The organism is Sphingosinicella microcystinivorans (assembly GCF_003634215.1).
GTDB classification, from domain to species: Bacteria; Pseudomonadota; Alphaproteobacteria; order Sphingomonadales; family Sphingomonadaceae; genus Sphingosinicella; species Sphingosinicella microcystinivorans.
Map to the genome: position 1 here is coordinate 227862 of NZ_RBWX01000010.1, position 24763 is coordinate 252624.

Consider the following 24763-nt stretch of genomic DNA (forward strand, 5'->3'; position numbering starts at 1 on the left):
GAGTCGCAATCTCCCTGACACTTGGGTCAGGAGTGCTCAAAATGCGTGTTTATAAGACAGGTTTGTTGGCGGGTACGCTGGTTGCGGCGATCCTGGCCGGTCCGGCGATGGCACAGGACCGCGACCGTGACGGGCCTCGCCCGCAGCGTGAACGCGGAATGCAGGTCAATCGCGAGGCGCAGCGTGCGCCGGAGGCAAGGCCGCAGCGGGTCGCACCGCCTGAACGCGATCAGGTTCGCAGGATCGAGACACCTGAACCCCGCCAACCGCGTTTGGAAACGCGGCAGGCGGAGACCGTGCAGCAGCGCATGAACGGCGTGATCGGTCGCGATGATCAGCGCTATGGTGATAAAAACCGCAATCCGGGCCGCGACTGGAACAATCGCGACCGAGACGGCCGCGACGGTGATCGCCGGGATTGGGACCGGAACCGTGACAGGAACGATAGCCGCAACTGGGACCGAAACCGTGACAGGAACGATAGCGGCAACTGGGACCGGAACCGCGACAGGAACGATAGCCGCAACTGGGATCGGAACCGCGACCGCGATCGCAAGGACGACTGGCGCGACCGCAACTGGGACCGCGATCACGATCGTGATCGCTGGCGAGACCACGACCGCAACCGCGACAGGGATCGTGACCGCTGGCGCGATCACAATCGACGCCCGGTTGTGATCGTGCGCCCCAGCCCCAACTATCGTTACCGTCCGCACTGGTGGGGTTCGAGCGCGTTCTACTTCGATAACCGCTATTACGGTCACTACGACTATGGCTCCTGGTATCGCCCCGGCTACGGCTTCTACGGTTCGCAATATGGAAGCGGGTGGGCGGTGCTTGATCCCTGGCTCAGGCAAGATCCGGCTGCGAAGCACTGGGTGATGTGGAACTTCGATCGCAACCGCAACGGCCAGCTTTCGAAGGACGAGGCTCGGCGCGCCAACCGCGAGTTCGCCCGGCTCGCAGACCGTGATCGCGACGGTTATCTGAACGACAGGGAGATACGGTTCGGTGTTGAAGAGCTGCGCGACGAGTACCGCTACAGCTTCAACTATTGAGGGTAGGCGATCGCGACGACCTCAAGCTCCTGCACGCCCCCCGGCAGGCGGACGCTTCTGAGGTCTCCGATCGCCGCGCCCTTCAGCGCCGTGGCGAGCGGCGCCCGCCATGAAATGTGGCCGCGGGGCGTATCCGTCTCATCTTCCCCCACGATTGTGATCGTGCGCTGCCGGTCGTCTTCATCCGCGACGGTGACGGTGGCGCCGAAGAATACGCGCGACTTGTCTGGCTGCTTTGCCGGATCGATGACGCGGGCGTTTTTCAGTCGCTTCGAAATACGCGTCAGCTCACGGTCAATCTCGCGCAGCCGCTTGCGGCCATAGAGATAGTCGCCGTTTTCGGAGCGGTCGCCATTCCCCGCCGCCCACGAGACGATTTCAACGATCTTAGGCCGCTCCACCTCGAAGAGCGCGCGGTGTGCCTCGATGAGCGACTTCATGCCTGCTGGCGTAATGTAGTTGGGGGTATCGCCCATCGGCTCAACCGGGACGGTTCTTGCCCATCCACGCCGAGAGCGTGTTGGTGGAGGGCTGCCCCGCGCGGGTTGGATTGAGCCGATCGTACACCACGGCATTCTCCAGCACGGCGCGCACATAGCCGCGCGTTTCCGTGAACGGGATGTCTTCCACCCAGCGCACGGCATCGACGCTGGGCAGGCGGGGGTCGCCGTTTGCGGCGATCCACTTCCGGACATTGCCCGCACCGGCGTTGTAGGAGGCGATCGCGAGCATGTGGTTGCCGCCCCACTGATCGACGAGATTGAGGTAGTAGGTCGATCCGAGCTGGACGTTGTAGTTCGGATCGCCGGTGAGCGCCTCGGGGCGATAGCTCGTGCCCATCTTGCCCGCGGTCTCCCGCGCCGTGCCGGGCATCAGCTGCATCAGGCCGCGCGCGCCGGCACGGCTGACGGCGGTAGGATCAAAGCGGCTTTCCTGGCGGGTGATCGCGTGGATCATCGTCCAGTTGCTCGTCAGCACACCGCCGACAGGCAGCTGCGGATACGCAAAACGCAGGATCGCGGGCGGTCCATCGACCAGTTCGCCCCGACTTGCGATGAGTGCATAGTCCTGCCGACCAAGCTGCTGGGACAATTCGCTGACCAGGTATTCGCGTGCAGAGGTCTTCGCGCCGTCCGCGAGCGTTTTCAGGAACAATGTCTGCTTCGCCCGGTCACCGGTCATGCCAAGCAGGCGGGCAGCCGCGACGCGGTCGTCCGCCGCGAACGCCTGACGCTCGGGTGTCGGCACGGCAGGGTCGGTTGCCGCCGGAAGGGTGAGCGGCCGGTTCAGTCGCTCGGCAGCGAGCTGGCCATAGAAGGTGAGGGGGAAGCGTGCGGCGGTTTCGAGATTGCGATTGGCGTCGATGGTAAGCCCAGCCGCTTCAGCCGCGCGCCCCGCCCAGTAATGCCCGCGCGAGCGCGTGCCCGCGAACGCCGCCGCGGCGGCAAAGTTCTCGAAGTGGCGGACCGCTTCGCGCGCACGGTTCAGCTTGTGGAGCGCTGTCCACCCTGCCAGCCATTCAAGGCTTGTGAAGGTGTCACGCTCGGCTGCGTTGTAGCTGGTCAGCGGCCGGTCAAATGCGAAGCCGCCGTGATTGTGGGCGATCTCGAAGGCGAGGCTGTTCTGATTGTCGTTCACCGCGCCGCGCGCCGCCGCCAAAACCTCGACCATCCAGGCGTTGCGGTCTCCCGCGCTGCCGGGGGCGATGGCTGCGCGTGCAAGAAGCTGCCGGGCGGCAAGGCTGTTGCCGCTGGCGCGCAGGAAGGCGCTTCGGTCTGCAACAAGTCCGGGATCATTTTCAAAGCCCGTGCCGAGCTTGCCGAGCGCCAGATTTGCATCCACCGCTGCGGCCGCCGCGGCTGAGCCCCTTGCCGCTGTCGCCCGCTGGAGCGCGATGCGGGCTTCAGCGAGCGTGCGGTCGTTGCCCGCAAGGAAAGGGAGCATCCGCGTCGCGGTTGCGAGATCGCGCTGCCAGAGCAGCCGATCCATGCGGAACACATGGTCGTCGCGGCTGAGGATGCCGCCGAACGCCGCAAGGAACTGGTTTTCAAGCGCGGGGCCGATACCGCCGATACGCCAAGCCTGCTTCGCTTCCGTATTGGCCGCGTTGGTCATGCCTGCCGCCATCAGGGCTTCGGCGTGACGGAAGCGGCCGATGCCCGAAAGCGGCGGCAGAGCGCGGAAGAAGGAGAGGCGCGCGGCCATCGGCGTCGTGTCGGTGATCGTCCCCTCGGCGCGGCGGCGCAGATCGTCGGCGCCGGGCCAGTCTGGGTTGGTGCGCAGGAATTCCGAAAATTCGGAGAATGTGGCCGCGTATTCCGTACGCCGCAACCGATCCCACACCAGCAGCTTTTGCACGGTCGACGAACCGCTTATGCCCATCGCCGAGATGGGGCGGAACTCGCCGCGGGCCTGCGCTTCCAGCGCCGCCTTCAACGTATCCGCGTCGCCGCGGGACTGAGCCGAAGCAGGTGGTGCGGCAAGTGCCGCCGCCGAAAGCAGGGCAAATCGCAGAAGAACGCTGGTAACACTGGACACAGACTTTCAGAGCCTCCTATGACGCCACAAAGAGGCCGACTGCGGACGACGCGTGCAAGGGTGCATCAGCGGCGCGCGAGGAGGCAACGGGCGAGAGTAGCATGACAGCGAGATTCTACGGTTCTATTCCAGCACTTGTCACCCCGTTCCGCGACGGATCGGTAGATTTTGCCACCTTCGAGACTTTTGTGGAGTGGCAGATCGCCGAAGGCAGCACCGGCCTTGTGCCTTGCGGCACCACCGGCGAATCGGCGACCATGACCATCGACGAGCACAATGCCGTGATCGCGGCCTGCATAAAGGCGGCCGCCGGTCGCGTCCCGGTGATCGCGGGCTGCGGGTCCAACGACACGGCGTGCGCGGTTTCGCACGTCCGCCATGCCGAGAAGGCGGGTGCGGATGCGGCGCTCGTTGTCAGCCCCTATTACAACAGGCCCAGTCAGGAAGGCCTCTATCAGCACTTCAAGGCGGTGGCCGAGGCGACCAGCCTGCCGATCATCCTCTACAACATTCCCGGACGCAGCGTCGTCGACATCGCGCCTGCAACGATGAAGCGGCTTTCCGAGATTCCGAACATTGTCGGCGTCAAGGATGCGACGGGTGTGCTTCAGCGCATTTCGGAGCAGCGCCTTTCCTGCGGCACGGACTTCATCCAGCTTTCGGGCAACGACGACATGACGCTCGGCATCATGGCTTCGGGCGGGCAGGGCTGCATCTCGGTGACGGCGAACGTCGCCCCGCGCCTGTGCGCCGAATTCCAGACCGCCTGCCGCGAAAACCGCTGGAACGATGCGCTTGCGCTTCAGGACCGGCTGTTTCCGTTGCACGCGGGTCTCTTCTCGGACGCAAGCCCCGGACCCGCGAAATATGCGCTTTCGAAGCTCGGCAAGCTGCGCGAAGAGCTGCGTTTGCCGATGGTTCCGGCCGGAGAGGCCGCGCGGCGCATTGTGGATGCTGCGATGGCCCATGCCGGGATCTGCTGATGGTGCGCCCGCAACGGGCAGGCAGCTTCAGCAAGGTCAAGACCGTCGCTGAAAACCGCAAGGCCCGCTACGAATATGCGATAGAAGACGTGTTCGAGGCCGGTATCGCGCTGACCGGCACCGAGGTGAAATCGCTGCGCTTCGGCGAGGGTACGATCGCGGAGTCCTATGCCGAGGTGAACGGCGAGGAGGTGTGGCTCATCAACGCCAATATCCCCGAATTCAGCCATGGCAACCGCTTCAACCACGAGCCGCGGCGCCCTCGCAAGCTGCTGCTGCACAGCCGCGAAATCGCCAAGCTGCACGGCGCCGTCTCCCGGCAAGGGATGACATTGGTGCCGCTCTCCATATATTTCAACGAACGGGGTCGTGCGAAGGTCGAACTGGCGCTCGCCAAAGGCAAGAAGCTGCACGACAAGCGGGCGACAGAGCGCGACCGGGACTGGAAGCGCGATCAGGCACGCATCCTCCGGGATCGCGGTTAGGGTTTTTTGAATGCGGCTCATCAAGTGGCTGAAGGAAAAGCGCCCCTCGCGAGAGGCGATGCTGGAAAACCGCTGGATTCGGCCGTTCGCCAACACCATCGGCAATCCGGTCATCTGGCATTTCAACCGTAAGTCGGTGGCGCGGGGCGTGGCGCTCGGCATGTTCTTCGGGCTCTCAATCCCCTTCGCGCAGGCGCCCGCCGCGGCACTCTTCGCCGTGCCGTGCCGCGCGAACCTGCCTGTTGCGGCGTTTGTCACCTTCATCTCGAATCCGCTGACCACACCCTTCATCGCCATCGGGGCGTACCAGATCGGCGTGTGGGTTCTGAACCGGCAGGACGGTGGCCTGCTGGCGAACATGACCGCCGATCATTGGGCAGAAGACCTGATGGTGGTGGTGACGAACGCGCCGCTGCCGCTTGCGATCGGCCTGTTCATTATCGCGACGTTCGGCGCGGTGATCGGCTACCTCGGCATTCATGGTATATGGCGCCTGTGGATTCACCAGCGGATGGAAGCCCGCCGGAAGCGGGAAGCGCGGCGGACGGGAGACGGTGATGGGCGAGTTCCGGGAAAAGCTGGTTGAAACCAAGAAGGCGTGGGCGCGAGCCGGTCGCCTGCTGACGGGCAAGACCGCCGAACACGGCGTCGACCGCCTGCCCCCGGGGCAGCGGCTTGTCGAAAACTGGCCCGTGCTGGACCTCGGCATTCAACCTGATGTGCCGAAGGCGGACTGGCAGCTTGTAATCGACGGTGCTGTCGAAAACCCCGTGACGTGGGATTGGGACGCGTTCCTCGCACAGCCGCAGGTGGAGGATGTCTCCGACATCCACTGCGTGACGCAGTGGTCTCGCTACGACAATCGCTGGAACGGCGTGTCGACACGCCATATCGCCGATATTGTGAAGCCGCTCGGCGGGGTGAAGCACGTGCTCTTCACCAGCTATGACGGTTACACGACGAATGTCGAATACGCGCATTTCCTCGAAGAGGACTGCCTCGTCGCGCACACGCACGACGGCGCGCCGATCAGTCGTGAACATGGTGGCCCGGCGCGGCTGGTGATTCCGCGCTACTATTTCTGGAAGAGCCCCAAGTGGGTGAAACGCATCACGTTCTCCCTAGAAGACAAGCCGGGCTTTTGGGAGGTTCGCGGCTATCACAATCTTGGCGATCCCTGGCTGGAACAGCGCTACAGTTAAACGTTCGTATAACGGAGTCGGCTGTTCATCGAATGGCAGCATCGCACGTGCGCGCGCGCAGGATAGGCTTCCGGCATGCTCATCCGTTTCAGGGACTGCCAATCATGAAGATCATTTTCCTTTGCGCTGCCTCGGCGGCGGCGCTTCTCGCTGCGCCTGCGATCGCTGCTGACACGCCCGAGATTGCGCCTTGGGGTTTCGACGAAGCAGGCATGGACCGCAGCATTGCGCCTGGCGACGACTTCCTTGGCTACGGCGGCGGCACATATCTGCGTCAGCTCGAAATTCCGGCGGACCGTTCGAACTACGGCATGTTCACGAAGCTGCGCGACCTTAGCCAGGAACGAACGCGCGAGATCATTCAGACCGCCGCCGCCAGTCACGACGGGCCGGGCTCCACCGGGCAGAAAGTCGGCGACTATTACGCAAGCTTCCTCGACGAAGCGGCGATCGAGGCGAAAGGCCTGGCACCGATCAAGGCCGATCTCGATGCAGTGGCGGCGATCAAATCCGAACACGCATTTGCCGCTGCCCTTGGCGCTGCCCTGCGCAGCTACGGTCCGTCGCCGTTCGTCTATTATGTCAATCAGGACGAGAAGGCGCCGGACCATTATATACCGGTCTTCGTGCAGGGCGGCATTGGCCTGCCGGACCGGGACTACTATCTCGTCGACAAGCCGGCCTATGTAGAGGCGCGGGAGGCGTATAAGACGCACATTGCACGCATATTCATGCTTGCGGGCACACCTGCTGCTGATGCGGCGAAGAAGGCTGCTTCCATCTACGACCTCGAACACAAGTTCGCAGAGGTGCATTGGACAGTTGTCGACAGTCGCGACTCCGACAAGACTTATAACAAGTGGACGAAGGCGGACTTCACCGCAAAAGCGCCCGGTTTTGACTGGAACGCCTTCTTCACTGCCGCCGGGCTCGGCAGTCAGAACGAATATATCGTGAACCAGCCGAGCAGCTTCGCGGGTATGGCGAAGATCATCGGCGAGGCCGATGTGGCCACGCTTCGGGACTGGTTGACCTTCAAGACGCTGAAGGACGCCGCGCCGCTTCTGCCCAAGGCGTTTGTGGACGAGAACTTCGCTTTCGAGGGGACGACACTGTCTGGCACGCCCGAGATCCAGCCACGCTGGAAAAGAGGCGTCGATGCGGTGAACAACGCGCTCGGCGAGGCGGTGGGCAAACTTTACGTTGCCAAATACTTCACGCCGGAAGCGAAGGCGCAGGCGGACGAGCTGGTCCGTAACCTCATCGCGGCAATGGACGCGCGGATTGCAAACCTTGCATGGATGACCCCTGAAACCAAGGTGAAGGCGCGTGCCAAGCTCGCGGCTTTCAAGCCCAAGATCGGCTATCCTGTGAAGTGGGTCGACTATTCCGCTCTCAATATCGTGCCAGGCGATGCCGTCGGCAATGCGAAGCGTGCCGCGGTATTTGAATATGATCGCAATCTCGCCAAACTCGGCAAGCCCATCGATCGCGACGAATGGTTCATGACTCCGCAGACGGTGAACGCCTACGCGAACCCGACGATGAACGAGGTGGTGTTTCCCGCGGCGATCCTGCAGCCGCCTTTCTTTGACCCGAATGCCGACCCCGCGGTGAATTACGGCGGGATCGGTGCGGTGATCGGCCATGAGATCACCCACCACTTCGACGATCAGGGCCGCAAGTACGACCCCACCGGCAAGCTTGCCGACTGGTGGACGCCCGAAGACGTGAAGCGTTTCAAGGTCTACACGGACCAAGTGGTTGCGCAGTACGGCGCCTACGAGCCGCTTCCCGGCGCGCACATCAACGGGGAACTCACGCTTGGCGAGAACATCGCCGACATCGCGGGGCTCACCGTCGCCTACGATGCCTACAAGGCGTCGCTCGGCGGCAAGGCTGCGCCGGTGCTGGGCGGCTTCACCGGCGATCAACGCTTCTTCCTGGGATACTCGCAGATATGGCGGCAGAAATATCGCGACGCCCAGCTCCAGCAGCAACTCGCGACAGACCCGCACACGCCCGGCAACTGGCGACCGACGGCCGTGCGCAACCTCGATGCCTGGTATCCGGCGTTCGGCGCGAAGCCCGGCCAGAAGCTCTACCTGCCTGAAGATCAACGCATCCGCATCTGGTAAATCCTTGACGCGGGGAAGCCGTCCAGCCATGGACGGCTTCCGGCGTCGGGGAGTAGCGCAGCCTGGTAGCGCATCTGCTTTGGGAGCAGAGGGTCGCAGGTTCGAATCCTGTCTCCCCGACCAACTCATTTTTATTGTTTATTTTCAGAGCGTTAAGCGGTGGTGCCCAAAATTTCTTGGGCACCTTTTTTGGGCACTTTTCCCCGGCATCAAGGGCGCGTGCGTCAGTGTCGGGTCCTCTCCGCTAGTCGGTCGTGCGTGCGCGGTCTTGCACAAGCGCGCGGATTAGCTGCCGTAGCATTTCCTTGGCTTCGCGAATTTCCAATTCTTGCGGCAGCTTTGGTAGGGCGTGGCGGTAGGTATGGGCGGTTTCCTTGAAATGCTTTAGGCGCTCGGGCTCCACCCAGCCAGTTGCCGCTAATGCTTCCCACTTTTTTCGGTTGTCACCATCGGGCATGACCGAATTGCGGATGTATTCGAGCGCAACGTACAACAAGCGGTAGTCATCTCCGGCGCTACCAAATACAGCGCAAGCGGCGTCAAAATCATCGTCCTTTGCTCGTAACTCTAGAATGCGCTCAGTCAGACTGGGCACACGAATAGGCGCTTGGCCGTTGACGGTAATTTGAACCTTTCCTGCGCGGGCTCGAACAACAGCAGTTTGAGGTTCGATTGTGGCGCTAATTCCTAGAGACCCGCCGGTTTCTGACAGCTCTTCGAAATAGGGGCCAAGATGAACCGGCTGATACGAGGGTATAGCAATAGCGAGGGACGTATTGGCGTCTTTGAGGAATGCGCGGGTCTGCGCGCGACCGTCCATATGTCCCGACGCATTGATTGCACCGATCATTGATAGGAAGGGGTGCGGCTTGGCGTCGGTGCCGTACTGCGTCCACCGCACCTCTCTGCCCAGTTCCTCCCCGAGTGCTTGGATATCGAAACGGTGGCCTTCGAGCGACGCTCGCCAGCGATCATGAGGTCTCGTCATAGCTTCTTACCATAACGCCCCCGAAGCCATCACGGCACTGTCAAAACACCCCCTCAAAACGCCGCAAGAACACGCGAGGAGCCCTCGGGGTAGGTAGGACTACCTGACGCCGCGTTTCGTTCGTCCTTGCCTCATTTCGGCAGGGTTTTACGGGCGAAATTGACCGTCTGGCGCCAACGCCGCCTCCCGCTTCCTTCGGTGCCCCCTCGCGACCGCCTCAAACACCTCGGGCGTCTCTCCCATTCCCACGCTTCGCATGATGGCGTTCCGGCACCCGCGCAGCCGCGTGCCCTGAACGTAGCGCGCCGCGTCCACATCGTAACCGCTATGCCCCTCGTAGCTGAGGTACTTCCAGAACTCATCGTAGGGCAGCCGGTTGCCGTCACTCTGGCTGAACAGGTACGCGAGGCAGAACCGCAGCGCGAACGTCGGCCGGGGCTTCTCGCCGGTGTATTCGCCGATAGCCTCGTCCAGCGCCACGACGGCCTTGTAGATCATCTGTTCGCGGGTGAACGGCATGGCGCCGACGGTGAGCTAGATGGGCAACCGAAGTTGGTTTCGGTCTACCTCGGGCACGCCGTCCAGCCGCCGCACGACACTTTCGGCTAGCGCCTTCGCGGCATCCTTCCGGGCACCTTCGCTGTGCGTTGAGAGCCCGATGCGGGCACCGAGGGGCGCGGTGAGGAGTAGCGTGGCGAGTTCGGTGGGATCGATTCGGGACATGGGCCAAAGAGAACATAAGCGGAACATTCTTGCAACGGCCCTCTATCGAAGGCGCGACGGGCGGAGTAGGTGGAGGCCCTGAAGGTTCACCGATAGCCCCCGAAAGTTCCGCCGTGTTCGCCGCTGCCCTCATCCTCTCTTGCATCGCTCCTTCGGTCCACGACGGGGACAGCCTGCGATGCCAGGGCGAACGGGTCCGGCTGGTGGGCATTGATGCTCCTGAGATGGCCGACAGTCCCCGTTGCAAGGATGGCCGAAGGGCGCGTTCGGATTGCCATGAGGGCCGTGCGGTGACGTCGAGGGACTTGCTGCGGTCGCTGACGCGCGGCGAAGTGCGCTGCACGGTGACAGGGCGGGACACTTACGGCCGGGTGCTGGCGCGCTGCGTGTCGGACGGGGTCGACCTCAACAAGGCGATGTTGCGGGCCGGGATGGCACGCCGCTACAGGTGATTGACTTGGGCAACTTCGGGGGCATGTTGGCGTGATGGGGGATACGCTTCAAATTGTTGGAATATCCGCTGCCGCTGCCCTAGCCGTCGGGGGCGGGATGATTTCGCTCGCGCTTAAAGAGCCTGCTGTTCAAAAGGTGCTCTCTCGCTGGCTTCTCGTTACCTCGCTCATCCTTTTCACCCCCGTGCTGATTGCGCTGCACTTCCATGCACAAGGCATGGAGAGTGCCGCCGCTCTGCTAAAGGGAGCGGAGCAGGTGGCTGTTATTCAAGACGTGGCTTCGACCCGCTTTGCCAAGGCAATTTGCCTTCTAGTTTTGGCATACTTGGTGGCCTTGCTCTCGTTTTGCTCATGGCTACGAGACGTTAAACGGGACACCGAAAAGAAATAGGCTGGGCAGAAACCCCTATGCTGCCGACGTGCGCCGTAACCACGGCTCCGCCGTCCGCTCAATCTCGGTGAGTTCGGCCGGAAAGGTCCGGTCCTGAAAGCCCCGCACGTCTTCCAGCGAGCCGTGCAGCCAGCGCTCCCACTCATCGGCAAGCAATAGGACCGGCATACGATGATGCACCGGCGCGACCGCCGCGTTGCAATCGGTCATCAGCCCCGAATAGACCGCGCCCCACTCGTCGCTGTCCTTCCACATGCCCGCCCACGCGAACACCGGCTGGCCCTTCACCCGAAACCACGTCCGCGTCTTGGCGCCTTGCTCGCCTTCAGCCTCGGCAAAGCTGGTCAGCGGGATCAGGCAGCGGTGTTCTGGACGGTGCGCGATATGGCGCCACATGAAGCTGGACAGGTCGGCAATGTTGTTCACCGGCTTGGGTTTGATCGGCAGGCCGGTTTTCTTGCTCTTTTGCGGGAGCGGAAAGCCCCACGTCATCGCCTGTACCACGCGCCCGCCGTCCGCCTCGCGCACCACCATGCCGGGGGCGCCGGGATACACGTCGCCTTGCGCGGCATTGAAGGCGGTCGGCATCCGAGCCTTGAAGGCGTCGGCGATGTCGGCGGCGCTCACGTTGAGGGTGTAGAGGTTGCACATTGCGCTAGCGTATCATGCTTCCGACCGGCAACAATGGTCGCCATTGGGGAGGGGGATAGATGTTACAAAGGGGCTGGGGCGTTATTCGCGACTTCATGGAAGTACTAGCCACGAGAGGGCGAAAGAACGCCATCTATCGGGGGCAGGCTGACGAGAATTGGGCGCTGATCCCTTCGATATTCCGACCAAAAAGCTATGGCATTAAGCATCTTACACGTCTCGGTGATTGGAAACGACGCGCGAGCAGGTTTGCTTCACCACTGCCCACTGATGACGTAGAGTGGCTCATACTCGCACAGCATTACGGCCTCGCGACGCCCTTACTAGATTGGACAACCGGCCCTCTCGTCGCCCTGTTTTTTGCGTGTGATGACCGAAAGAACCGTAAGCGAGACGGATGCGTCTGGTGGTCACGTCGAACAGTATTTGACGAGGTGGACGACACCATGATGATTGAAGTCTTCAAACCTGTTCGGGAAAGGCCACTCCTGATTAATGCTGTTGGCCGAAATGTCCGCTCTACCGCGCAAGACAGCCTGCTAAGCCTGCACACCCCCAGCGATTTTCAGACTTTGACGGCGGAACGCATTTTCACGGTAAAAGCGGCTGATAAAGTTGCGACATTGGCGGCGCTGGAGAAGTTGGGCTTTTCGGGGGAGCGCCTTCACTTTGATATAACAAAGCTGGTCGCACGCTTCAAAGAAGAGATAGCCAGTCAGCGCGTGGGCGCTACGTACTGATATCAAAGCTCCCCTTCGGGAACGGTCTCAGTATCTCCGCAACCGTCCTCCGCTGCCTTAACCAGTCCTCCCAATCCTCCGGGCGCACCACGGCCAACTGTCGGTCCTTATACGGTGCCACATCAGGACCCGCCTCAGTCGTCAGCGCGGCGAACGCCTCGGGCCATTCATCCGTCGCCGGGCGCCACATGCCAGCGAAGCAAAAGAACGGCTCATCCGTCACCAGCCGGACGGAGTATCGCTTGCGGCGGGAGCCCATGCCCGCTTCCACCTCGAACTCCGACGCGATGATGAGGCAGGGGTTCACGATGGTGCGCCCTTCGGAGCGCAGGAGACTTATGGGGTCTCCGTAGGGCTCCCTCGGTGCCAGCCCCCATTTGCATCGACGTTGCCGCGCGGCCCCGTCCTCCCACACGACAATCTGCGCGCGCTTTCCGGGACCGTCCCTCCAGCGCTCCGAGGGTGCCCTTTTGTGTACCGCAGCGGTCATTCGGCGCCCCCGTCAACGCCGCCGCCGTAGCTCCTTCTTCCATACCGTCTCGCTCGGCATCGGCAGGGTCTCATCGGTCGGCAGCTCACGGACAAGGTCCAGCGTCGGCCGCCGCGCCCCGCAGGACGTACAGCGGCACTTCTCGCGGACATCGGGGAGCCAGTCGGGACGGCCGCGCCTGTGGAAGTGATACCAGAGGGCGTGGGGGTCAAAGATGCGCTGATGGCGGCAGCGGGTGCAGGTGAGCTTGACGGTGTAGTGACGGACGGCCGCGTCGAACAGGTCGCGGATGGGGTTGGCGAGTTCGCGGCGTGACTGAGGGGAAGCTGAAGGGGGCACTGAGGGAGCCGTGGGGTTTCGGTGAGTCGGCGCATGAGCGGATGAGAACATAAATGGAACAAATGGACAAGCCCGGCGCGCTGTTCGATGATCGTCCGGCAGGTAGGGGCGGGGACGATTCGGGGCATGGTGACAGACGAAACACGCATCAAGTGGGTGCAGCGCATCGCCGATATTCTATCCGGCGCGATTGCGAAGTGGCCCGAACGGCCCGGCGACGCCAACGAACGGTATTATGAAGTCCGCGACGACATGAAGGCGGACGCGGTGTTGTGGGCGCTGCTCCCGCCATTCATCCGGGATGCCTCCCATATCGAAGGTGTCGTCGAACTGATCTCCAGTCCCGGCCTGAATGAAGCGCAAAGGCTGGCCTACCTTCAGGCGGCTTTGGAGAATACGGTTCAGGACATCCTCAAGAAGTCTAGGGAATGGGCGGGGGTTCATATTGAACCTGCGGTGCACCGGCACTCCGGTTCAGAAATCACGGCGATTGCCGCTGAGGCGCTTAGCGCAGGCGTTCCCGAACTGGGCACGCCGGAGCTTGCTCAACTGAGGCCGCGCATAATCGCATCGTCTTGGACCGGCAGACGCACACCCGCCGAGCAGGCGGAAGTCGCGCGCAGCCTTGTGCCCGATGCCCTAATCGCAATCGACGCATTTATCGCCGAGAGGCGGGCTCAATCGCTTCACAACAATCCCCCGGAGCCGCTTCAAGACGAACAGGCGGCGGCCTTGAGGGCACTGCGGGATGCTCTAACGGAGCTGCTGGACGCGGTGGAGCGCGGAAAGTCTCTTGATAGCGCTATGGGGCGGCTGAGGGCGCGCCTTGGGGTTACTTTCAGTCTATCCGAGGAGAACCGAAAACTCCTTGTGGCTAACCGCGCCGTAATCGGCATCGGCTCAGCGCTTGGTTGGGGAACGCTGGGAATTTGCGCGGTCGTTCTGGGGATGCCCATAGAAGCCGCCGCAACTATGGCGGCAGGTGAAATGGGAATGTTCGGGCTCGCGCAGCGGTCGGGCAACAAGGCCGACTAAAACGAAAAAAGCAGGGGAGAGCGGAAGGAAAATTGGACTGACCCGGTCCCCCGCAGTCCTCCTCAACGGCCCCTTCGGTCTTCCCCAAGCGCCCTGTAGACGCTCGCGCGGCCGATCCCGAGTTCCTTGGCAATTTGGCTTGCACCCATGCCCCCGGCACTGAGGGCGCGGACCTTGGCGGGGTCGATGGCAGCCGGGCGGCCCTTATACACACCCGCTGCCTTGGCCTTGTCGATGCCCTCCCGCTGGCGTTCCCGCCGAATGTCGGCCTCGAACTCGGCGAAGCTGGCGAGAATGTTCAGCAACAGCTTGCCGTCGGAACGTGAGGTGTCGATTGAGCCCTGTTGCAGGCAACGGAAGGATGCGCCCTTGGCCGTGAGGGTGTCCACAATCTGCCGCAGGTCCGTGATGGACCGGGCGAGCCGGTCAAGGCGGGTGACGACGAGAGTATCCCCCTCGCGGGCATAGTCGAGGGCATCGGCGAGTGCCTGCCGCCCGTCCGTCGTGGTGCCGCTGCGCTTCTCGGCAAACAGCTTCTCGCACCCGGCAGCCGTTAGCGCCTCCGTCTGCACGTCAAGGCTTTGGCCGGTGGAACTTACGCGGGCGTATCCGATCAGCATGGCATTTATCCGTCTCAGTAGGGTCTAGACCTTTACGCATAGCTGTCTCAGAAATTCGAAGTCAACCCTATTGAGACAAAATTGCAGGGGCGCCGAGACGCCTCGCTAGGGTTTACCCAAATGGAACACGCCCCGCAGGGCACACCACCGGCGCGCTTTCGGCGAAGGAAGGGGACCGAAAGAGAACCGATGGTGTGTTCGGGTGGCCCGGCCGCTAGGCGACGGCAGGGCGAGCGAAGAACGCCGCTGTGCGTGCGACCGATGCCGCGACTGTGGCGGCGTGCGAATTGTCATCTCCCGCCTCCGCAAGCGGCGATAGCCATGCCGGGCGGGTGCGCCGCGTGACACGGTCGAAGAACGCCGCATTGCGCTGCGCTACGTCGCGAACACTGGCGAGAAGCGGGTCGGCCTGAGAAAGCTGGAATGTCATGGGGTCTGCCCTCGATTAGCGTTGAGGGCACACCACATAACACGATCTAAGCCGTTGTAAACAAAGAAATACTTCGTTTAATCGAACTATGCCCCCTTCAACATACGCCACCCCCCTGCCGCCATAGCGCTCCGCCGGAAACCTCGGTCAAGAGGATGAACCCCGAGGTTCACCGGCGGAGCGCCAGAGGGCACCCCTACGGGGGGAACGGCGCTGACGGTTCAGCGTATATGCACCCACGGAATTTTTCGCCGAAACCATTGGCCCCTCCGTATTGCTTCGGCTGGTCTCCCGTGAAACTGTGCGGCCATGATACGGGGCAGGCAGAAGCGATCCTTGCGGTTCACACTTATCTGCGTGGCGGGCGCCCTTGTGCTGGTGCATGTGGCCTATGGGGCGAGCAGGATGTTGGCCCCGAAGCCGGAGCCGCTTCCGTACATTGCCCTGTTTGAGGCTCCGGTCATACAGGAGCGCTGGAGTCATGATTTCGGACCCAGTACCGTCGTTGTTCCTCGCTCCGAAGCCCATCTGATAATGGCGACGTTGCGCTGCGGAGCTACCCGGGGCGTGTATCTTGTAGAACCGACCCATATTCCCACTCATATGCTGCTACCGCAGGACGACGGAATCGGCCGTGTTGTCGATTGCCTACGCGGTGATCCGGTGATCCAAATAGAGCTGAGGGTGGGCGAGTGGGATGACTATGTGGGCACGCTCATGCCCCTGCGCTTGCGATAACTCCCGGCAGAAACCATCGGACCCCCTCAGGTCCGCTTTCGGCTCTACTCCCGGCCCGCCTTAGTCTGGCAGCGGCTCGTGGTACGTCACGGCTGACAGCGACTTGCCCGGAATGGGATTGTGCGTCGTGGTGCGCGGTGCGTTGGGCGCTGCGAGTTCATCCGGCGTGACCGGCTCCAGCGCCGCGATGTTCGTTCGGAACGTGGTCGTGCCGAGCGTCTCGGTGCGGTAAACGGGTGTGGGTTCTTGGGTAAGCATCGGTTTTCCTTCAGTCAGCCTGCAACGCCCCGCCGTGTCCCTCAGTGCCCCCTCGGAGCTTCTGAAGGTCCGCCGAGGTCAGCTTTCGCTTGGGCGGGAACGGCCGGAAGTCGAACAGCGGGCAGTTGCCGCTTTCGCAGCCGGCGACCTGCTGTCGCCATGTCCCGGCAGCGCCGGGGTCGTAAATACAATCCCGGCATTTGGCGCTGATCGCCTCGCTACGGGTGGTGGGGTTAGGCATTCGTTTCCTTGGTCTATTTCACCGGGAAAACCCTGTCAGAATGGACCGCCAGACACCGAAAGGGGCCTCGGGGGTATGGAAGTACCGGGGAGGTGGCCGAGAGGTGTTTTTTGGCTTTTCTGAAGGGGTTTTCGGGGTGGCCTCAGGCAGCCGCCAAGCGGGGCGGCGGCTCGACGCCGAGGGCGCGGAGCCGAGCATCGACTTCGGCAATGTGGCGCTCACGTTCGGCAAGCCGCTCGGGCGTCCAGAATTGCAGGTGCCACCTTTGGGCGTGGCGCTGGCCGTCGCAAACACGGCAGATATACATCTTGCCCAAGGGGCGCGAACGGTCGCCCGCAAAGGCGTCTAGCGGCTTCTCGACTTTGCAGCGGGTGCAACGGCGGGTCGTCGGGGTGGCTTTGGTCATGGCTACCTTTCGGGAATTGGCGGGCGGGCTAGGCCCGGTCGATGTATTTCCGTGAGAGCTTCTTGCCGCTCGGCGATCCGATGTACGCCTCGGCTGCGGAGCCCGCGATTGTGAGCCCGGCGCCAAGCGCCGTGGGCTTCTGGACGTGAGACAACATGCTCTCGGCTTCCGCGTTCGTGGCGCGGTTGCGGCTCTCGTAGTTCGCAAGCGTCCGATCCCCCGCAAGCTCTTGCTGCATGGCGCTGTCCATCAGCATCGCCTCCACCGAACCGGATGTCAGGGACAGCCCGGCCTCGCCTGCGGCGGTGCGGATGCGGGCGGCCTCGCGGCGGGCCTCGCGCGAGCGGTCGAACAGCTCGGCGGATGCGGCGCGGCGGTTTTCCTCCAGCATGACTTCACGCTGATTGAGGATTGCCTTGGTCTGCGCCTTAGCGGCCTTGGCCTGCGAGACGACTTGCGCGGTGGAGGTCGCCACGGCCAGCGCCGTGACGCCGATTGATACCGGGTCACACATGGCCGGGTTTCCTTGTTCGAGCGTAGATATGGAAGGGCCTGCGCTCCACGCCGTGCGTGCGGTTCTCCGCGAGGCAGTCGAAGCCGCCCCAGCGCAGCCAGCGGAGCGACAGGGCGTTCCGGGCGTCCACGTAGTTCCAGAGGGTGAGGTAGGCCCGGTTGAGGTCGTCGAGGCGGGGGCGGGTCTGCCGCGCGATGGCGGCGGCGTTCCGCTTTATGCCTTCGGTCCCGAGCATCCAGACAATCCCGATGCCGGGGACGGGATGCGGGACCGCGCCAAAGATGGCGACGGGTTCCCCCGAGGAGTCGAGGACCGCATAGGCGTGCGACGACATGCGGAACGAGAGGTGCAGACAGTCGCGGGGGGCGATGCCCGAGGAGGCTTTCACCTCGGCGGCGTCGGAGCCCCGCAGGTTGTCGGCGAGGTGGTCAAGCCACCCCGCGACTTTGCCCGGATCGACGTGGCGGAGGTCCACCACGTCAATTCCGCTGACGGTCTCAATCGCCATCGGGCTCGGAGAGCCGGGCATAGAGCTGCACGCAGGTGCCGGGCGCGCTCGGGATGACCGCGCGGCGGGTGAAGCCCGCAGCCTTGAAGAAACGCACAGTGGCCGGGTTGCGCCGGTCAAAGACGTTGCCGAGGAAGCCGTAGTGCGTTCGAAGCAGGTCGCCAAAGATGCGGCCCGCTTCGGCGGCGATGCCGTCGGCGTTCCGTGCAAACCACTTCGCACCGACAAGCCACACCTTGCCCGCAAGTGGCTGGTCGCCCGGAAGGACGCCAAACACGGCAACGGGCCTCCCAGCGACGAACGCCACATAGGTGAACAGCGAGGACCGGAAGGTCTCCCCAAGCACGGCCGGAACGGCGGGACTGATCGAAGCCAGCCCGCGCTGATCGGCAGCGCAAAGGTTGTCAGCGATTTGGGCAAGCCAGGAATTGACTTCGGCGGGCTCGCAATCGAGCACGTCTCGGATTGTGATGTCTGCCACGGCTATTCCTTCTCGTCGGTGACGATGTCGATGGGGCCGCCCATGCTGACCACGGTCATGCCGGTGGGCGTGGTGGTCTCGTGGGCGCGGCTGCGCTCGGCGTAGGACGGGCTATTCGGGTTGTACGGGTCGGCGGATGGCCGCTTGGGATAGCTGCGATACCACTGGGGCTGGCGGCGCATGATTAGACCTGCACCCGCTTCTTCGCGGCCAAGGCCTTGGCCATCCGCTCAACCTCTTCCTCGCGCACCATCGCATCGGCGCGGGCACCAGCTTCGCGCCGCATGTCGATGCGGTCGGCGGCTGCTTTCCGCTCGGCGACCGCCGCGTCGAGGGCGCGCTGTAGACGGCTTTCGCCTTCGGTTCCCGTGAGTGCCGCGAGGTGTTCGCCAAGGCGGAGGAGTTTCGCCTCCCACTGTCGGCGTTGCTCGCCTTCCAGCTTGAACACCGGCACGGCTTTCGGCTTGCCCGTGACGGGATCGTACTCGGTGCGATGGGAGCTGATGGCTTGAAGCTCCGCCTCCACCTTGTCCATCTGGAGTTCAATCTCGTACTTGTCGCGAGCGAGCTGGAACACCTCGATCTGATACGGGTTCGCGCCCGGACCCGGTCCCGCCATCAGGCGTGCGTTGACGGCGCGCTTGGTCATCATCTCGGCGATGGCGCGCTGTTCGGCCTTCTCCCCGCCGCCGAACTCCTTGGCGCGGGCTAAGATCGCTTCACGGTCGGTCGGCGAGAATGTGCTGAGCGGCGGGTTGGCAAGGATTGCGGCGGTGCTGTCGTTCACGGTCGCATCCCAGCCGAAGGACTGCGTCTTGCCGTTGTTGTCCTTCTCTTCCCAGCCGAACGAGTTGGTGTCGCTGATGATGTCGAAATTCTGGATTTCGGCGCGCAGGGCTGCGTCGGCAGCACCTTCCGCCGCCGATGGCGCCGTGGCCGTCGTCGTGTCAGTCATTGGGCATTTCCTCTTGATGAGCGCTTCAGGGGCGCCATTGGTAGACAACCGCCTTGGGGCGGTCGGGGTTGTGCGGCTTCAGGGTGAAGCCCATGCACCGGGCAAGCCGGGCGTGGCTTTCCGATGATCGGTGAGCAGTCAGACACACGCCCTCGGGGCACTGCCGTGCCGTGGCGGCGAGGAGACCGAGAAGGGGGTCGGTGTCGATGACCGGGAAGCGGTCGTAAGCGTTCGTGAGGGCAAGCCAGAGGATGCCCTCGGGTTTGCCGACATCGAGACCGGCAATGGCCAGCGGCGCGCCGCCGTGGACGTAGGACAGCACCAGCGGCGTTGAGGCGGCAAGCTCGGGTAGCCATGAGCGTGCGTCGGCACGACCGTGGGAGGCTGACAGCGCAAGGACGGTGCCCATAGACACGTCCGCAGCGGCGGCCACCGCGTGAGACACATGGAAGGGGATGGCCGATACGGCACGCATCGGCGCTCCTTTCGGATGGAATGGGGTGCAGCGGGCCATCGGCCAGCGGGAGGGGGCACCGACGGCCCGCTGCAAAGGGTCCGTCACCGCGTCGATAGACAGCGGGAGGTCGCCTTAGGGGAACTGAAGTTGGGTTGAGGTGAGACCGAAAGAGGGCTCTAGGTTAGACCACTCCTAACCCTCTTCCCTCCTTCAATGAGGTCTTTCCGAATGTCTGTAGAAGGAACCTGAGAAGGAGTAGGAGAAGGAGCATATATAGATAAACCTAAGGACGCGCGTGTGTGGGAGCGGTCTGTCGAACTTCAAGAGTCCATCGAAAATTTTTCTGTCTGACCATGCCCACCCGGTCGGTGATGTCTTCCCGGCGCAGCCGTTCGGTCGGTCGGGCCGAGGCCGCGCGTGCAGGCCCGCGCGCGTTTCTTTCACCGAGAGTGCGGGCTAATTGGGGTATGCGGACCTCCCCACCTGAAACCCGCAGGAAACCGCCGTTTCTTCCCGTGCTCTTGCCGTCGCCATTTCGGTGCCAATCGGCCCGTCTTTGCCCGCCGGTCCAGCGCATCAGCAAGCGCGCGGGGGGGGGGGGGGCGGGCGGGAGCAGCTCAAACCGCTCCCGCCGCACCCGTTATGCTGCCAGCGCGTAGCCCTTGGACATTGCGAGACGCGGGAGAACGTCGTCGAAAATCCATCGACGAATTTGGTCTGCGTTAGGCAGCTCTCGTTCGTTCAAGAGGATGGCTTTCCAGTCATCGGATGCCATGAGTGAGTCCAGTGGAAGCGACGCCCAATCTGGTGAACCCATGACCTCCGCACCGGCCGTGCTGTCTGGCATGTAATACTCCCCGTCGGATGCGATTGTCGGCAAGACTATGCCGCAGAGCCACCGCACAACCGACGCACCGTTAGGGCCATGACACAGCAGCAATAAGGTATCTCCAACTCCGACGTATTCAACGCCGTCGTCCTTGCGGACCACATCAATCCTTGATCGGAGCGCCTTCAGCTCTTGTCGGCTGAGCCCGGCGTCGGTTCGGGCGGTTTCGAGTGGCGTGGCCCATGCCGAGCCGGAGTGCGCCGAGTACGGTCGGCTTTGAGCTTCGATGTTGACGGCAATGACGTTCGCCTGCGTTTCGTGAACCTGCATAAAAATCTCCCGCTTGATGTTCAGTTTTGGCGGTTCTTCCACCGGGAATGCGGGGTAATCGACGGCATCGTATGTATTTCAATTAGTTAGATGGCACTTCTTCAGAGATTGCTGCATTTGCCGCGTCTTCCGCCCAATCTCATTGTTCTCGACCATCGCCAGCTCCTTCGCCATGTCGCGGGAGAGCAGGTAGTCGGTGCGGGGGCGTCCCCGGCCGGGGTTAATTTTGGGCTGCTGTGCCCAAAAGTCCGTTCCAGCTTCGAAGCCGTACTGTTCGACCCGTAGCTTGAACCACTTCACGAAGCCGTGCTTGTTCCCCAGCCACGCATGAAGGGACCGGGCGTCGAACCGAGGTTGCCCCTCATGTTCGACTGGAGGGAGCGCTGCGCGGTGGTGCGGCCTTTGGCCGATCTTTCGGCCGGTCCTCCGGTGCCCCGGCGGGTCGTCCTTATGACCGTTAGTTATGGCCTAAGGTGCTGTTGAGGTGACGCCGAGGGATCAACCGTCCCGACCCTTTTGCACATCCATGTGCAAATCCACGCCGCAGGCGATATGTCGAACTCGGCAGACACGACGATGGGGGATCAGTTGACCAAACCGAGCGAAGGCTGGGCGGCTGAACTGACGGGCGGTGCCGTGGACCTCAGCGATTTACGCGAGATGCTGGCTGCACCTTTCGAGCCTTGGGTAGAGGACTATGAGTTTGACGGCGAGACGGTGTTGTTGCTGCGGTCTGTCGAGTGGAAAGGGTTCAGTGACGCTGCCGAATTGAATGAGCGCGCCGGCCTCTTGCTGACCCGCATAAACGGGGCCAAGCGCATCGCATTTGAAGACTCTAGAACAGTCGCCCTTGGCCGGACCTTCAGGTTTAATGCGGACGGCGATTTGCTCCCATTCACTCTTTCAATGTCAGTAAACACGTCCATCGGCGAGATTGGTTCGCGGACGCGCGGTCGGCTGGATGATGGGCTGCCGAAGGTGCCTGCCCCATCGCCACTGCAAGCTCGGTTGAAAGCCGCTGAGGATAGCGAACGCCATGCCGATTTGCTCACGCACATCGCGCGCGCTGACAACTGGTATGACCTTTACAAAGCCATGGAGCAGGTCGAGCGCATAAACGGCACGGGCAAGCGCTGGGATGTGATGATCGGCAGCGAGGATCGTCAATGGTCAGATGCTAAGCAGACGGCCAATTCGTATCGCCACGCCTACCATCCCACGAAGAACCGCCCGCCGAACAATCCCCCATCACTCGCGGAGGCCCGCAGTTTGCTCTTAAGGGTCGCGCGTCGGGTCGTCTAAAGCGCTTACGCGGCCTTCTTCCGGCGCTCCTTCTTCTCCTTCGGTAACCTCTCAGCGTCCCCATAGATCACCTCGGGCCGTTGAAATTCCACCTCAGGATAATCAATCAACTCTATGATTTCCTTTGCCTTCGGCAGCGATAATCCGTGAGGGTTATACACCTTGAACGTGAAGCCCGGCTCATGCCCGATGATGCGCGCCCATTGGTTCGCCGGGATGCTGTTTTCCTCCATGATCGCGGTGACGTTCTTCCGGGCGCTGTGGAACACGTAGCGGCTGGACGTGAAGCCGAGGCCGCGCTTCCACGCCCCGAACATGCGCGAGGCATCCGCGCCGCGTCGCAGGCCGGGGCCTTCCGGGTTGAAGGTCGGAAAGATCGGCGCATCAGGTTCGCCGCGCTTCTTTTCGAGAAGCCACGCCAGCTTTGAGTGCAGCGGTACCTTGCGGTGCCCGGCTTCGGTCTTGGCGTCCTCGACCTGCAAATAGTCCACGTCCCGCTCTTTGCGGACCTGCCCCCATGTCATGTCCGCCACCTCGTTAATCCGCAGGCCGGTGAACAGGGCAATGTGGAACGCCTCGTAAATGTCGCGGCGGTGCGGCGGGGAGGCGAGGAGCCTTGAGAGGTCGCCGCTCTCCCATGCCAGCGACGGCTTCACCTTCTGCTTCGCCACCTTGATCTGGAACGGGTTGTCGCCGGAGCAGTGGCCGAGCGGCTTGGCCCACTCCCATATCTGCTTCAGCACCCCGAGGTGCCTCTTAATGGCAGCCGAGGAAAGCCCGGTGGTCTGTCCGGCGAACAGTGCGACCGTCTCCCGGATGGGAACATTCTTGAGCTTCCCCCGGCCGTAGCGGGGCGGGAGCCGCCGCAGCAACTCGACGAACTCGGCGCCGTCCCTCTGTTGCACCTCGCGGAGCGGACGGGCGCCCCAAAACTCCGTGAACAGGCGTATGCTCGCCGCGTACTGGACATCGGTATTGCTGATGCGGCGGTCGGGTGCTGCCTTCCATGCGGCAAACCAGCGGTCGGCGACCTCACGGAAGGGCGGTTCGTACTGCGCCCGGTTCGTCTGCGGTTGACCTTGGCGCCGCGCTAGGCCGTCCATGAGCCCCGCAATGCGAGCAGCCTGCCGAGGGTCCGGCTCGGGTTCCTCGGTTTCGCGAGGGTTGGCGGGGAGGGGGAGCTGATCGACGATCCTGTCAATCTCCAGCTCCACGCCATAGCTGACGGGGTCAAGGCCGTCGGGGCTGCCGGTGGCGTGAACCTCTCCGGCTTGCACTTGCTGGAACGCCTTATCGTACTCCGCCCGGTTGAGTTCGTCCTTCGCGTGCGGGTTGCCGCCGAGGGCTAGGAAACGGAGCTTGTATTCGCCCGCCAGCCGTTTCGCCTTGGCCTCCGCAAGGGTCTCGTCGCGGGTCTCTAGGGTCTGTTCGATGCGTGCCCGGCCGTCGAAGTGTCGGCGGTATTGAGTGGGGATTTCCAGCACGAAATACCAGCCCCGTTTGCGCTTCTTCAAGTAGCGTCCGGCCATGCTTTTTCCTCAAAACTTGGGCACCTTTCTTGGGCACCTTTTAGGGGCACCTGAGGAAAAACGGAAGGAAAGTCAATGGGTTCAGAAGGTTGCGAGTCGACTCGAAAGAGTCCTGTCTCCCCGACCAACGGATTTTCTTGTTCCGGCACCGCCTGAAATTTCTCAAGACCATAAAGGATAGAGGCAGGGCGAGACACGGCCTCGATGTTGCCCTTGACGCTTTTTTAAGCGGTGTTGTGCTCCAAATGGGGGATGAAGACCTATTTATCGACTGTTGTCGCGCTCGGCGCCGTGACGGCGTTCAGCGCGCCGGCTCAGGCGGCGCTTATCACGTGTCCGTCCAGCTTCGTCGCGGACGGCACCGCCAAGGTGTTCGGTGGCAGCAACAGTGCCGTGGCAGCTTGCCAGTACGATAATGCAACTTCGCAAAGCACTGTCGCCAACCTTGCCAACATCAATGCCTCCGGTTTCTTTGGCTACAGCGATTGGGTCAGCAACAGTCAGGGCCAGATTGATCCCGGGGTCGGCGGAGCGGGGGTGTTCAACATCGCCGGTGTCGATTTCGCGGCCTACGATTACATTCTCGTGTTTAAGAGCGGCGCCGGAACGCATCTGACTGCATTCCTCTTCAACGAGGAATTCGCGTCGGGCAATTGGACGACGCCGTTTACCGATCCGCCGTTCGACCTGCCGGGCAAGAGCACTTCACATGGTGTTTCGCATTATTCGATCGTGAAGCGCTTCAACCCGAAAATTGAAGAGCCGCCGGTCAACATCCCGGAGCCGGAAGTGCTGGCGCTGCTCGGTCTTGGAATTGTTGGGCTTGGCCTGATCCGGCGCCGGGTTCGCAATCGCTGACACTTTAAAGGGTTTAGCGAGCGGGAGGCGTCCAGGGATGGGCGCCTTTTTCGTTTTTCAGCCCAGGCGCGCCTGCCAATTCATGTCCAAAGGA

General features: G+C 62.7%; 34 protein-coding genes, 1 tRNA gene and 1 pseudogene. 14 read left to right on the top strand and 22 right to left on the bottom strand.

Features of this window, described 5'->3' with window-relative positions; all coding sequences use genetic code 11:
- Positions 1 to 41 precede the first annotated feature (41 nt).
- Positions 42 to 1058 (top strand): hypothetical protein, encoded by a 1017-nt coding sequence (locus tag DFR51_RS15660; RefSeq protein ID WP_126494866.1) that lies wholly within the window; start codon positions 42 to 44, stop codon positions 1056 to 1058.
- On the opposite strand, the gene DFR51_RS15665 is transcribed toward DFR51_RS15660, so the two are convergent.
- Together DFR51_RS15665 and DFR51_RS15670 are read right to left on the bottom strand one after the other, a co-directional pair.
- The gene (locus DFR51_RS15665; protein WP_121052922.1) at positions 1052 to 1534 is read right to left on the bottom strand and encodes a GreA/GreB family elongation factor; all 483 of its coding nucleotides are present in this window, start codon (positions 1532 to 1534) and stop codon (positions 1052 to 1054) included. The genes DFR51_RS15660 and DFR51_RS15665 overlap by 7 nt on opposite strands.
- Positions 1535 to 1538: 4 nt before the next feature.
- Positions 1539 to 3596 (bottom strand): lytic transglycosylase domain-containing protein, encoded by a 2058-nt coding sequence (locus DFR51_RS15670; RefSeq protein ID WP_126494864.1) that lies wholly within the window; start codon positions 3594 to 3596, stop codon positions 1539 to 1541.
- A gap of 101 nt (positions 3597 to 3697) precedes the next feature.
- On the opposite strand from DFR51_RS15670, the gene dapA reads away from it, so the two are divergent.
- The 6 genes from dapA (at position 3698) to DFR51_RS15700 (ending at position 8527) form a co-directional block, all read left to right on the top strand.
- Positions 3698 to 4579, top strand: a complete 882-nt coding sequence (dapA, locus tag DFR51_RS15675; protein ID WP_121052926.1) for a 4-hydroxy-tetrahydrodipicolinate synthase — start codon at positions 3698 to 3700, stop codon at positions 4577 to 4579.
- Positions 4579 to 5064: an SsrA-binding protein SmpB gene (gene smpB, locus DFR51_RS15680; protein ID WP_121052928.1), complete on the top strand. Its 486-nt coding sequence runs from the start codon at positions 4579 to 4581 to the stop codon at positions 5062 to 5064. The genes dapA and smpB overlap by 1 nt, the downstream gene beginning before the upstream one ends.
- Before the next feature lie 10 nt (positions 5065 to 5074).
- Complete coding sequence (locus DFR51_RS15685; RefSeq protein ID WP_121052930.1) at positions 5075 to 5650, top strand: DUF2062 domain-containing protein; 576 nt, start codon at positions 5075 to 5077, stop codon at positions 5648 to 5650.
- Complete coding sequence (locus DFR51_RS15690) at positions 5622 to 6266, top strand: sulfite oxidase-like oxidoreductase (protein ID WP_121052932.1); 645 nt, start codon at positions 5622 to 5624, stop codon at positions 6264 to 6266. The genes DFR51_RS15685 and DFR51_RS15690 overlap by 29 nt, the downstream gene beginning before the upstream one ends.
- Before the next feature lie 104 nt (positions 6267 to 6370).
- The gene (locus DFR51_RS15695) at positions 6371 to 8404 is read left to right on the top strand and encodes a M13 family metallopeptidase (RefSeq protein ID WP_121052934.1); all 2034 of its coding nucleotides are present in this window, start codon (positions 6371 to 6373) and stop codon (positions 8402 to 8404) included.
- 46 nt (positions 8405 to 8450) lie between these two features.
- Positions 8451 to 8527: transfer RNA gene (locus DFR51_RS15700), tRNA-Pro, on the top strand.
- Between the two features lie 121 nt (positions 8528 to 8648).
- On the opposite strand, the gene DFR51_RS15705 is transcribed toward DFR51_RS15700, so the two are convergent.
- The 3 genes from DFR51_RS15705 to DFR51_RS15715 all read right to left on the bottom strand — a co-directional run bounded on the left by DFR51_RS15705 (position 8649) and on the right by DFR51_RS15715 (position 10115).
- Positions 8649 to 9392: a hypothetical protein gene (locus DFR51_RS15705; protein WP_121052936.1), complete on the bottom strand. Its 744-nt coding sequence runs from the start codon at positions 9390 to 9392 to the stop codon at positions 8649 to 8651.
- A 147-nt stretch (positions 9393 to 9539) separates the two neighbouring features.
- Positions 9540 to 9911: a hypothetical protein gene (locus DFR51_RS15710; protein ID WP_121052937.1), complete on the bottom strand. Its 372-nt coding sequence runs from the start codon at positions 9909 to 9911 to the stop codon at positions 9540 to 9542.
- A 15-nt stretch (positions 9912 to 9926) separates the two neighbouring features.
- Positions 9927 to 10115, bottom strand: a complete 189-nt coding sequence (locus tag DFR51_RS15715; protein WP_121052939.1) for a DUF6771 family protein — start codon at positions 10113 to 10115, stop codon at positions 9927 to 9929.
- Between the two features lie 203 nt (positions 10116 to 10318).
- On the opposite strand from DFR51_RS15715, the gene DFR51_RS15720 reads away from it, so the two are divergent.
- A complete protein-coding gene (locus tag DFR51_RS15720; protein ID WP_276330580.1) occupies positions 10319 to 10567 on the top strand; it encodes a thermonuclease family protein in 249 nt (82 codons plus the stop codon).
- A gap of 34 nt (positions 10568 to 10601) precedes the next feature.
- The gene (locus tag DFR51_RS15725) at positions 10602 to 10958 is read left to right on the top strand and encodes a hypothetical protein (protein ID WP_121052943.1); all 357 of its coding nucleotides are present in this window, start codon (positions 10602 to 10604) and stop codon (positions 10956 to 10958) included.
- A 15-nt stretch (positions 10959 to 10973) separates the two neighbouring features.
- Here the strand turns inward: DFR51_RS15725 and DFR51_RS15730 are convergent, their stop codons facing one another.
- On the bottom strand, positions 10974 to 11609 hold the full coding sequence (locus DFR51_RS15730) for an SOS response-associated peptidase (protein ID WP_121052945.1): 636 nt from the start codon (positions 11607 to 11609) through the stop codon (positions 10974 to 10976).
- A gap of 95 nt (positions 11610 to 11704) precedes the next feature.
- On the opposite strand from DFR51_RS15730, the pseudogene DFR51_RS19620 reads away from it, so the two are divergent.
- A pseudogene (locus DFR51_RS19620) lies at positions 11705 to 11983 on the top strand (FRG domain-containing protein); the annotation flags it as partial.
- A gap of 72 nt (positions 11984 to 12055) precedes the next feature.
- Positions 12056 to 12349, top strand: a complete 294-nt coding sequence (locus tag DFR51_RS19415) for a hypothetical protein (protein WP_243445435.1) — start codon at positions 12056 to 12058, stop codon at positions 12347 to 12349.
- Here DFR51_RS19415 and DFR51_RS15740 read toward each other — a convergent pair.
- A complete protein-coding gene (locus DFR51_RS15740) occupies positions 12339 to 12839 on the bottom strand; it encodes an SOS response-associated peptidase family protein (protein ID WP_121052948.1) in 501 nt (166 codons plus the stop codon). The genes DFR51_RS19415 and DFR51_RS15740 overlap by 11 nt on opposite strands.
- A 12-nt stretch (positions 12840 to 12851) precedes the next feature.
- A complete protein-coding gene (locus DFR51_RS18850; RefSeq protein WP_126494861.1) occupies positions 12852 to 13178 on the bottom strand; it encodes a hypothetical protein in 327 nt (108 codons plus the stop codon).
- Between the two features lie 87 nt (positions 13179 to 13265).
- Between DFR51_RS18850 and DFR51_RS15745 the strand changes: the two genes are divergently transcribed.
- Entirely contained in the window at positions 13266 to 14213 is a 948-nt protein-coding gene (locus tag DFR51_RS15745; protein WP_121052950.1) for a hypothetical protein, read from the top strand.
- 62 nt (positions 14214 to 14275) lie between these two features.
- On the opposite strand, the gene DFR51_RS15750 is transcribed toward DFR51_RS15745, so the two are convergent.
- The 13 genes from DFR51_RS15750 to DFR51_RS19420 form a co-directional block, all read right to left on the bottom strand.
- Positions 14276 to 14833 carry a recombinase family protein gene (locus DFR51_RS15750; protein WP_121052951.1) on the bottom strand — a complete coding sequence of 186 codons (558 nt, stop codon included), beginning with the start codon at positions 14831 to 14833 and terminating at the stop codon, positions 14276 to 14278.
- 214 nt (positions 14834 to 15047) lie between these two features.
- Complete coding sequence (locus tag DFR51_RS15755) at positions 15048 to 15263, bottom strand: hypothetical protein (RefSeq protein WP_121052953.1); 216 nt, start codon at positions 15261 to 15263, stop codon at positions 15048 to 15050.
- A 798-nt stretch (positions 15264 to 16061) separates the two neighbouring features.
- On the bottom strand, positions 16062 to 16259 hold the full coding sequence (locus tag DFR51_RS15765; RefSeq protein WP_121052957.1) for a hypothetical protein: 198 nt from the start codon (positions 16257 to 16259) through the stop codon (positions 16062 to 16064).
- A 10-nt stretch (positions 16260 to 16269) separates the two neighbouring features.
- Positions 16270 to 16500, bottom strand: a complete 231-nt coding sequence (locus DFR51_RS15770) for a hypothetical protein (protein ID WP_121052959.1) — start codon at positions 16498 to 16500, stop codon at positions 16270 to 16272.
- Positions 16501 to 16642: 142 nt separating this feature from the next.
- Positions 16643 to 16906 (bottom strand): hypothetical protein, encoded by a 264-nt coding sequence (locus tag DFR51_RS18855; RefSeq protein WP_126494859.1) that lies wholly within the window; start codon positions 16904 to 16906, stop codon positions 16643 to 16645.
- Between the two features lie 28 nt (positions 16907 to 16934).
- Complete coding sequence (locus DFR51_RS15780; protein WP_121052963.1) at positions 16935 to 17420, bottom strand: virion core protein, T7 gp14 family; 486 nt, start codon at positions 17418 to 17420, stop codon at positions 16935 to 16937.
- A complete protein-coding gene (locus tag DFR51_RS15785; RefSeq protein ID WP_121052965.1) occupies positions 17413 to 17928 on the bottom strand; it encodes a hypothetical protein in 516 nt (171 codons plus the stop codon). The genes DFR51_RS15780 and DFR51_RS15785 overlap by 8 nt, the downstream gene beginning before the upstream one ends.
- Positions 17918 to 18409 (bottom strand): hypothetical protein, encoded by a 492-nt coding sequence (locus tag DFR51_RS15790; RefSeq protein ID WP_121052967.1) that lies wholly within the window; start codon positions 18407 to 18409, stop codon positions 17918 to 17920. Before DFR51_RS15790 ends, DFR51_RS15785 begins: the two co-directional genes overlap by 11 nt.
- Positions 18410 to 18411: 2 nt before the next feature.
- Positions 18412 to 18591 carry a hypothetical protein gene (locus DFR51_RS15795; protein ID WP_121047417.1) on the bottom strand — a complete coding sequence of 60 codons (180 nt, stop codon included), beginning with the start codon at positions 18589 to 18591 and terminating at the stop codon, positions 18412 to 18414.
- Between the two features lie 2 nt (positions 18592 to 18593).
- Positions 18594 to 19364 carry a hypothetical protein gene (locus tag DFR51_RS15800; protein ID WP_121052969.1) on the bottom strand — a complete coding sequence of 257 codons (771 nt, stop codon included), beginning with the start codon at positions 19362 to 19364 and terminating at the stop codon, positions 18594 to 18596.
- A gap of 25 nt (positions 19365 to 19389) precedes the next feature.
- Positions 19390 to 19839 carry a hypothetical protein gene (locus tag DFR51_RS15805; protein ID WP_121052971.1) on the bottom strand — a complete coding sequence of 150 codons (450 nt, stop codon included), beginning with the start codon at positions 19837 to 19839 and terminating at the stop codon, positions 19390 to 19392.
- Between the two features lie 622 nt (positions 19840 to 20461).
- Positions 20462 to 21022: a hypothetical protein gene (locus DFR51_RS15810; protein ID WP_121052973.1), complete on the bottom strand. Its 561-nt coding sequence runs from the start codon at positions 21020 to 21022 to the stop codon at positions 20462 to 20464.
- A 36-nt stretch (positions 21023 to 21058) separates the two neighbouring features.
- Positions 21059 to 21445, bottom strand: coding sequence for an antA/AntB antirepressor family protein (locus DFR51_RS19420; protein WP_121052974.1), 387 nt, complete (start codon positions 21443 to 21445; stop codon positions 21059 to 21061).
- An 87-nt stretch (positions 21446 to 21532) separates the two neighbouring features.
- Here DFR51_RS19420 and DFR51_RS15820 point away from each other — a divergent pair, with 87 nt between their 5' ends.
- Positions 21533 to 22282, top strand: a complete 750-nt coding sequence (locus DFR51_RS15820) for a hypothetical protein (RefSeq protein WP_121052976.1) — start codon at positions 21533 to 21535, stop codon at positions 22280 to 22282.
- A gap of 5 nt (positions 22283 to 22287) precedes the next feature.
- Here DFR51_RS15820 and DFR51_RS15825 read toward each other — a convergent pair whose 3' ends face one another.
- Positions 22288 to 23811, bottom strand: a complete 1524-nt coding sequence (locus DFR51_RS15825; protein ID WP_121052978.1) for a DUF6538 domain-containing protein — start codon at positions 23809 to 23811, stop codon at positions 22288 to 22290.
- Positions 23812 to 24102: 291 nt separating this feature from the next.
- Here DFR51_RS15825 and DFR51_RS15830 point away from each other — a divergent pair, with 291 nt between their 5' ends.
- A complete protein-coding gene (locus tag DFR51_RS15830) occupies positions 24103 to 24669 on the top strand; it encodes a PEP-CTERM sorting domain-containing protein (protein WP_160119242.1) in 567 nt (188 codons plus the stop codon).
- Positions 24670 to 24763 lie beyond the last annotated feature (94 nt).

Bases quoted from the DNA above. Each gene is read 5' to 3' on its own strand.
- DFR51_RS15715 (WP_121052939.1), bottom strand. From the start codon at position 10,115: ATGTCCCGAATCGATCCCACCGAACTCGCCACGCTACTCCTCACCGCG.
- DFR51_RS15725 (WP_121052943.1), top strand. From the start codon at position 10,602: ATGGGGGATACGCTTCAAATTGTTGGAATATCCGCTGCCGCTGCCCTA.
- DFR51_RS15695 (WP_121052934.1), top strand. From the start codon at position 6,371: ATGAAGATCATTTTCCTTTGCGCTGCCTCGGCGGCGGCGCTTCTCGCT.
- DFR51_RS15820 (WP_121052976.1), top strand. From the start codon at position 21,533: ATGTCGAACTCGGCAGACACGACGATGGGGGATCAGTTGACCAAACCG.
- DFR51_RS15690 (WP_121052932.1), top strand. From the start codon at position 5,622: ATGGGCGAGTTCCGGGAAAAGCTGGTTGAAACCAAGAAGGCGTGGGCG.
- DFR51_RS15765 (WP_121052957.1), bottom strand. From the start codon at position 16,259: ATGCTTACCCAAGAACCCACACCCGTTTACCGCACCGAGACGCTCGGC.
- DFR51_RS15755 (WP_121052953.1), bottom strand. From the start codon at position 15,263: ATGACATTCCAGCTTTCTCAGGCCGACCCGCTTCTCGCCAGTGTTCGC.
- dapA (WP_121052926.1), top strand. From the start codon at position 3,698: ATGACAGCGAGATTCTACGGTTCTATTCCAGCACTTGTCACCCCGTTC.
- DFR51_RS15660 (WP_126494866.1), top strand. From the start codon at position 42: ATGCGTGTTTATAAGACAGGTTTGTTGGCGGGTACGCTGGTTGCGGCG.
- DFR51_RS15805 (WP_121052971.1), bottom strand. From the start codon at position 19,839: ATGCGTGCCGTATCGGCCATCCCCTTCCATGTGTCTCACGCGGTGGCC.
- smpB (WP_121052928.1), top strand. From the start codon at position 4,579: ATGGTGCGCCCGCAACGGGCAGGCAGCTTCAGCAAGGTCAAGACCGTC.
- DFR51_RS19415 (WP_243445435.1), top strand. From the start codon at position 12,056: ATGATGATTGAAGTCTTCAAACCTGTTCGGGAAAGGCCACTCCTGATT.
- DFR51_RS15780 (WP_121052963.1), bottom strand. From the start codon at position 17,420: ATGTGTGACCCGGTATCAATCGGCGTCACGGCGCTGGCCGTGGCGACC.
- DFR51_RS15800 (WP_121052969.1), bottom strand. From the start codon at position 19,364: ATGACTGACACGACGACGGCCACGGCGCCATCGGCGGCGGAAGGTGCT.
- DFR51_RS15825 (WP_121052978.1), bottom strand. From the start codon at position 23,811: ATGGCCGGACGCTACTTGAAGAAGCGCAAACGGGGCTGGTATTTCGTG.
- DFR51_RS15795 (WP_121047417.1), bottom strand. From the start codon at position 18,591: ATGCGCCGCCAGCCCCAGTGGTATCGCAGCTATCCCAAGCGGCCATCC.
- DFR51_RS15730 (WP_121052945.1), bottom strand. From the start codon at position 11,609: ATGTGCAACCTCTACACCCTCAACGTGAGCGCCGCCGACATCGCCGAC.
- DFR51_RS15770 (WP_121052959.1), bottom strand. From the start codon at position 16,500: ATGCCTAACCCCACCACCCGTAGCGAGGCGATCAGCGCCAAATGCCGG.
- DFR51_RS15785 (WP_121052965.1), bottom strand. From the start codon at position 17,928: ATGGCGATTGAGACCGTCAGCGGAATTGACGTGGTGGACCTCCGCCAC.
- DFR51_RS18855 (WP_126494859.1), bottom strand. From the start codon at position 16,906: ATGACCAAAGCCACCCCGACGACCCGCCGTTGCACCCGCTGCAAAGTC.
- DFR51_RS15665 (WP_121052922.1), bottom strand. From the start codon at position 1,534: ATGGGCGATACCCCCAACTACATTACGCCAGCAGGCATGAAGTCGCTC.
- DFR51_RS15750 (WP_121052951.1), bottom strand. From the start codon at position 14,833: ATGCTGATCGGATACGCCCGCGTAAGTTCCACCGGCCAAAGCCTTGAC.
- DFR51_RS15710 (WP_121052937.1), bottom strand. From the start codon at position 9,911: ATGCCGTTCACCCGCGAACAGATGATCTACAAGGCCGTCGTGGCGCTG.
- DFR51_RS15740 (WP_121052948.1), bottom strand. From the start codon at position 12,839: ATGACCGCTGCGGTACACAAAAGGGCACCCTCGGAGCGCTGGAGGGAC.
- DFR51_RS15745 (WP_121052950.1), top strand. From the start codon at position 13,266: ATGATCGTCCGGCAGGTAGGGGCGGGGACGATTCGGGGCATGGTGACA.
- DFR51_RS15685 (WP_121052930.1), top strand. From the start codon at position 5,075: ATGCGGCTCATCAAGTGGCTGAAGGAAAAGCGCCCCTCGCGAGAGGCG.
- DFR51_RS15705 (WP_121052936.1), bottom strand. From the start codon at position 9,392: ATGACGAGACCTCATGATCGCTGGCGAGCGTCGCTCGAAGGCCACCGT.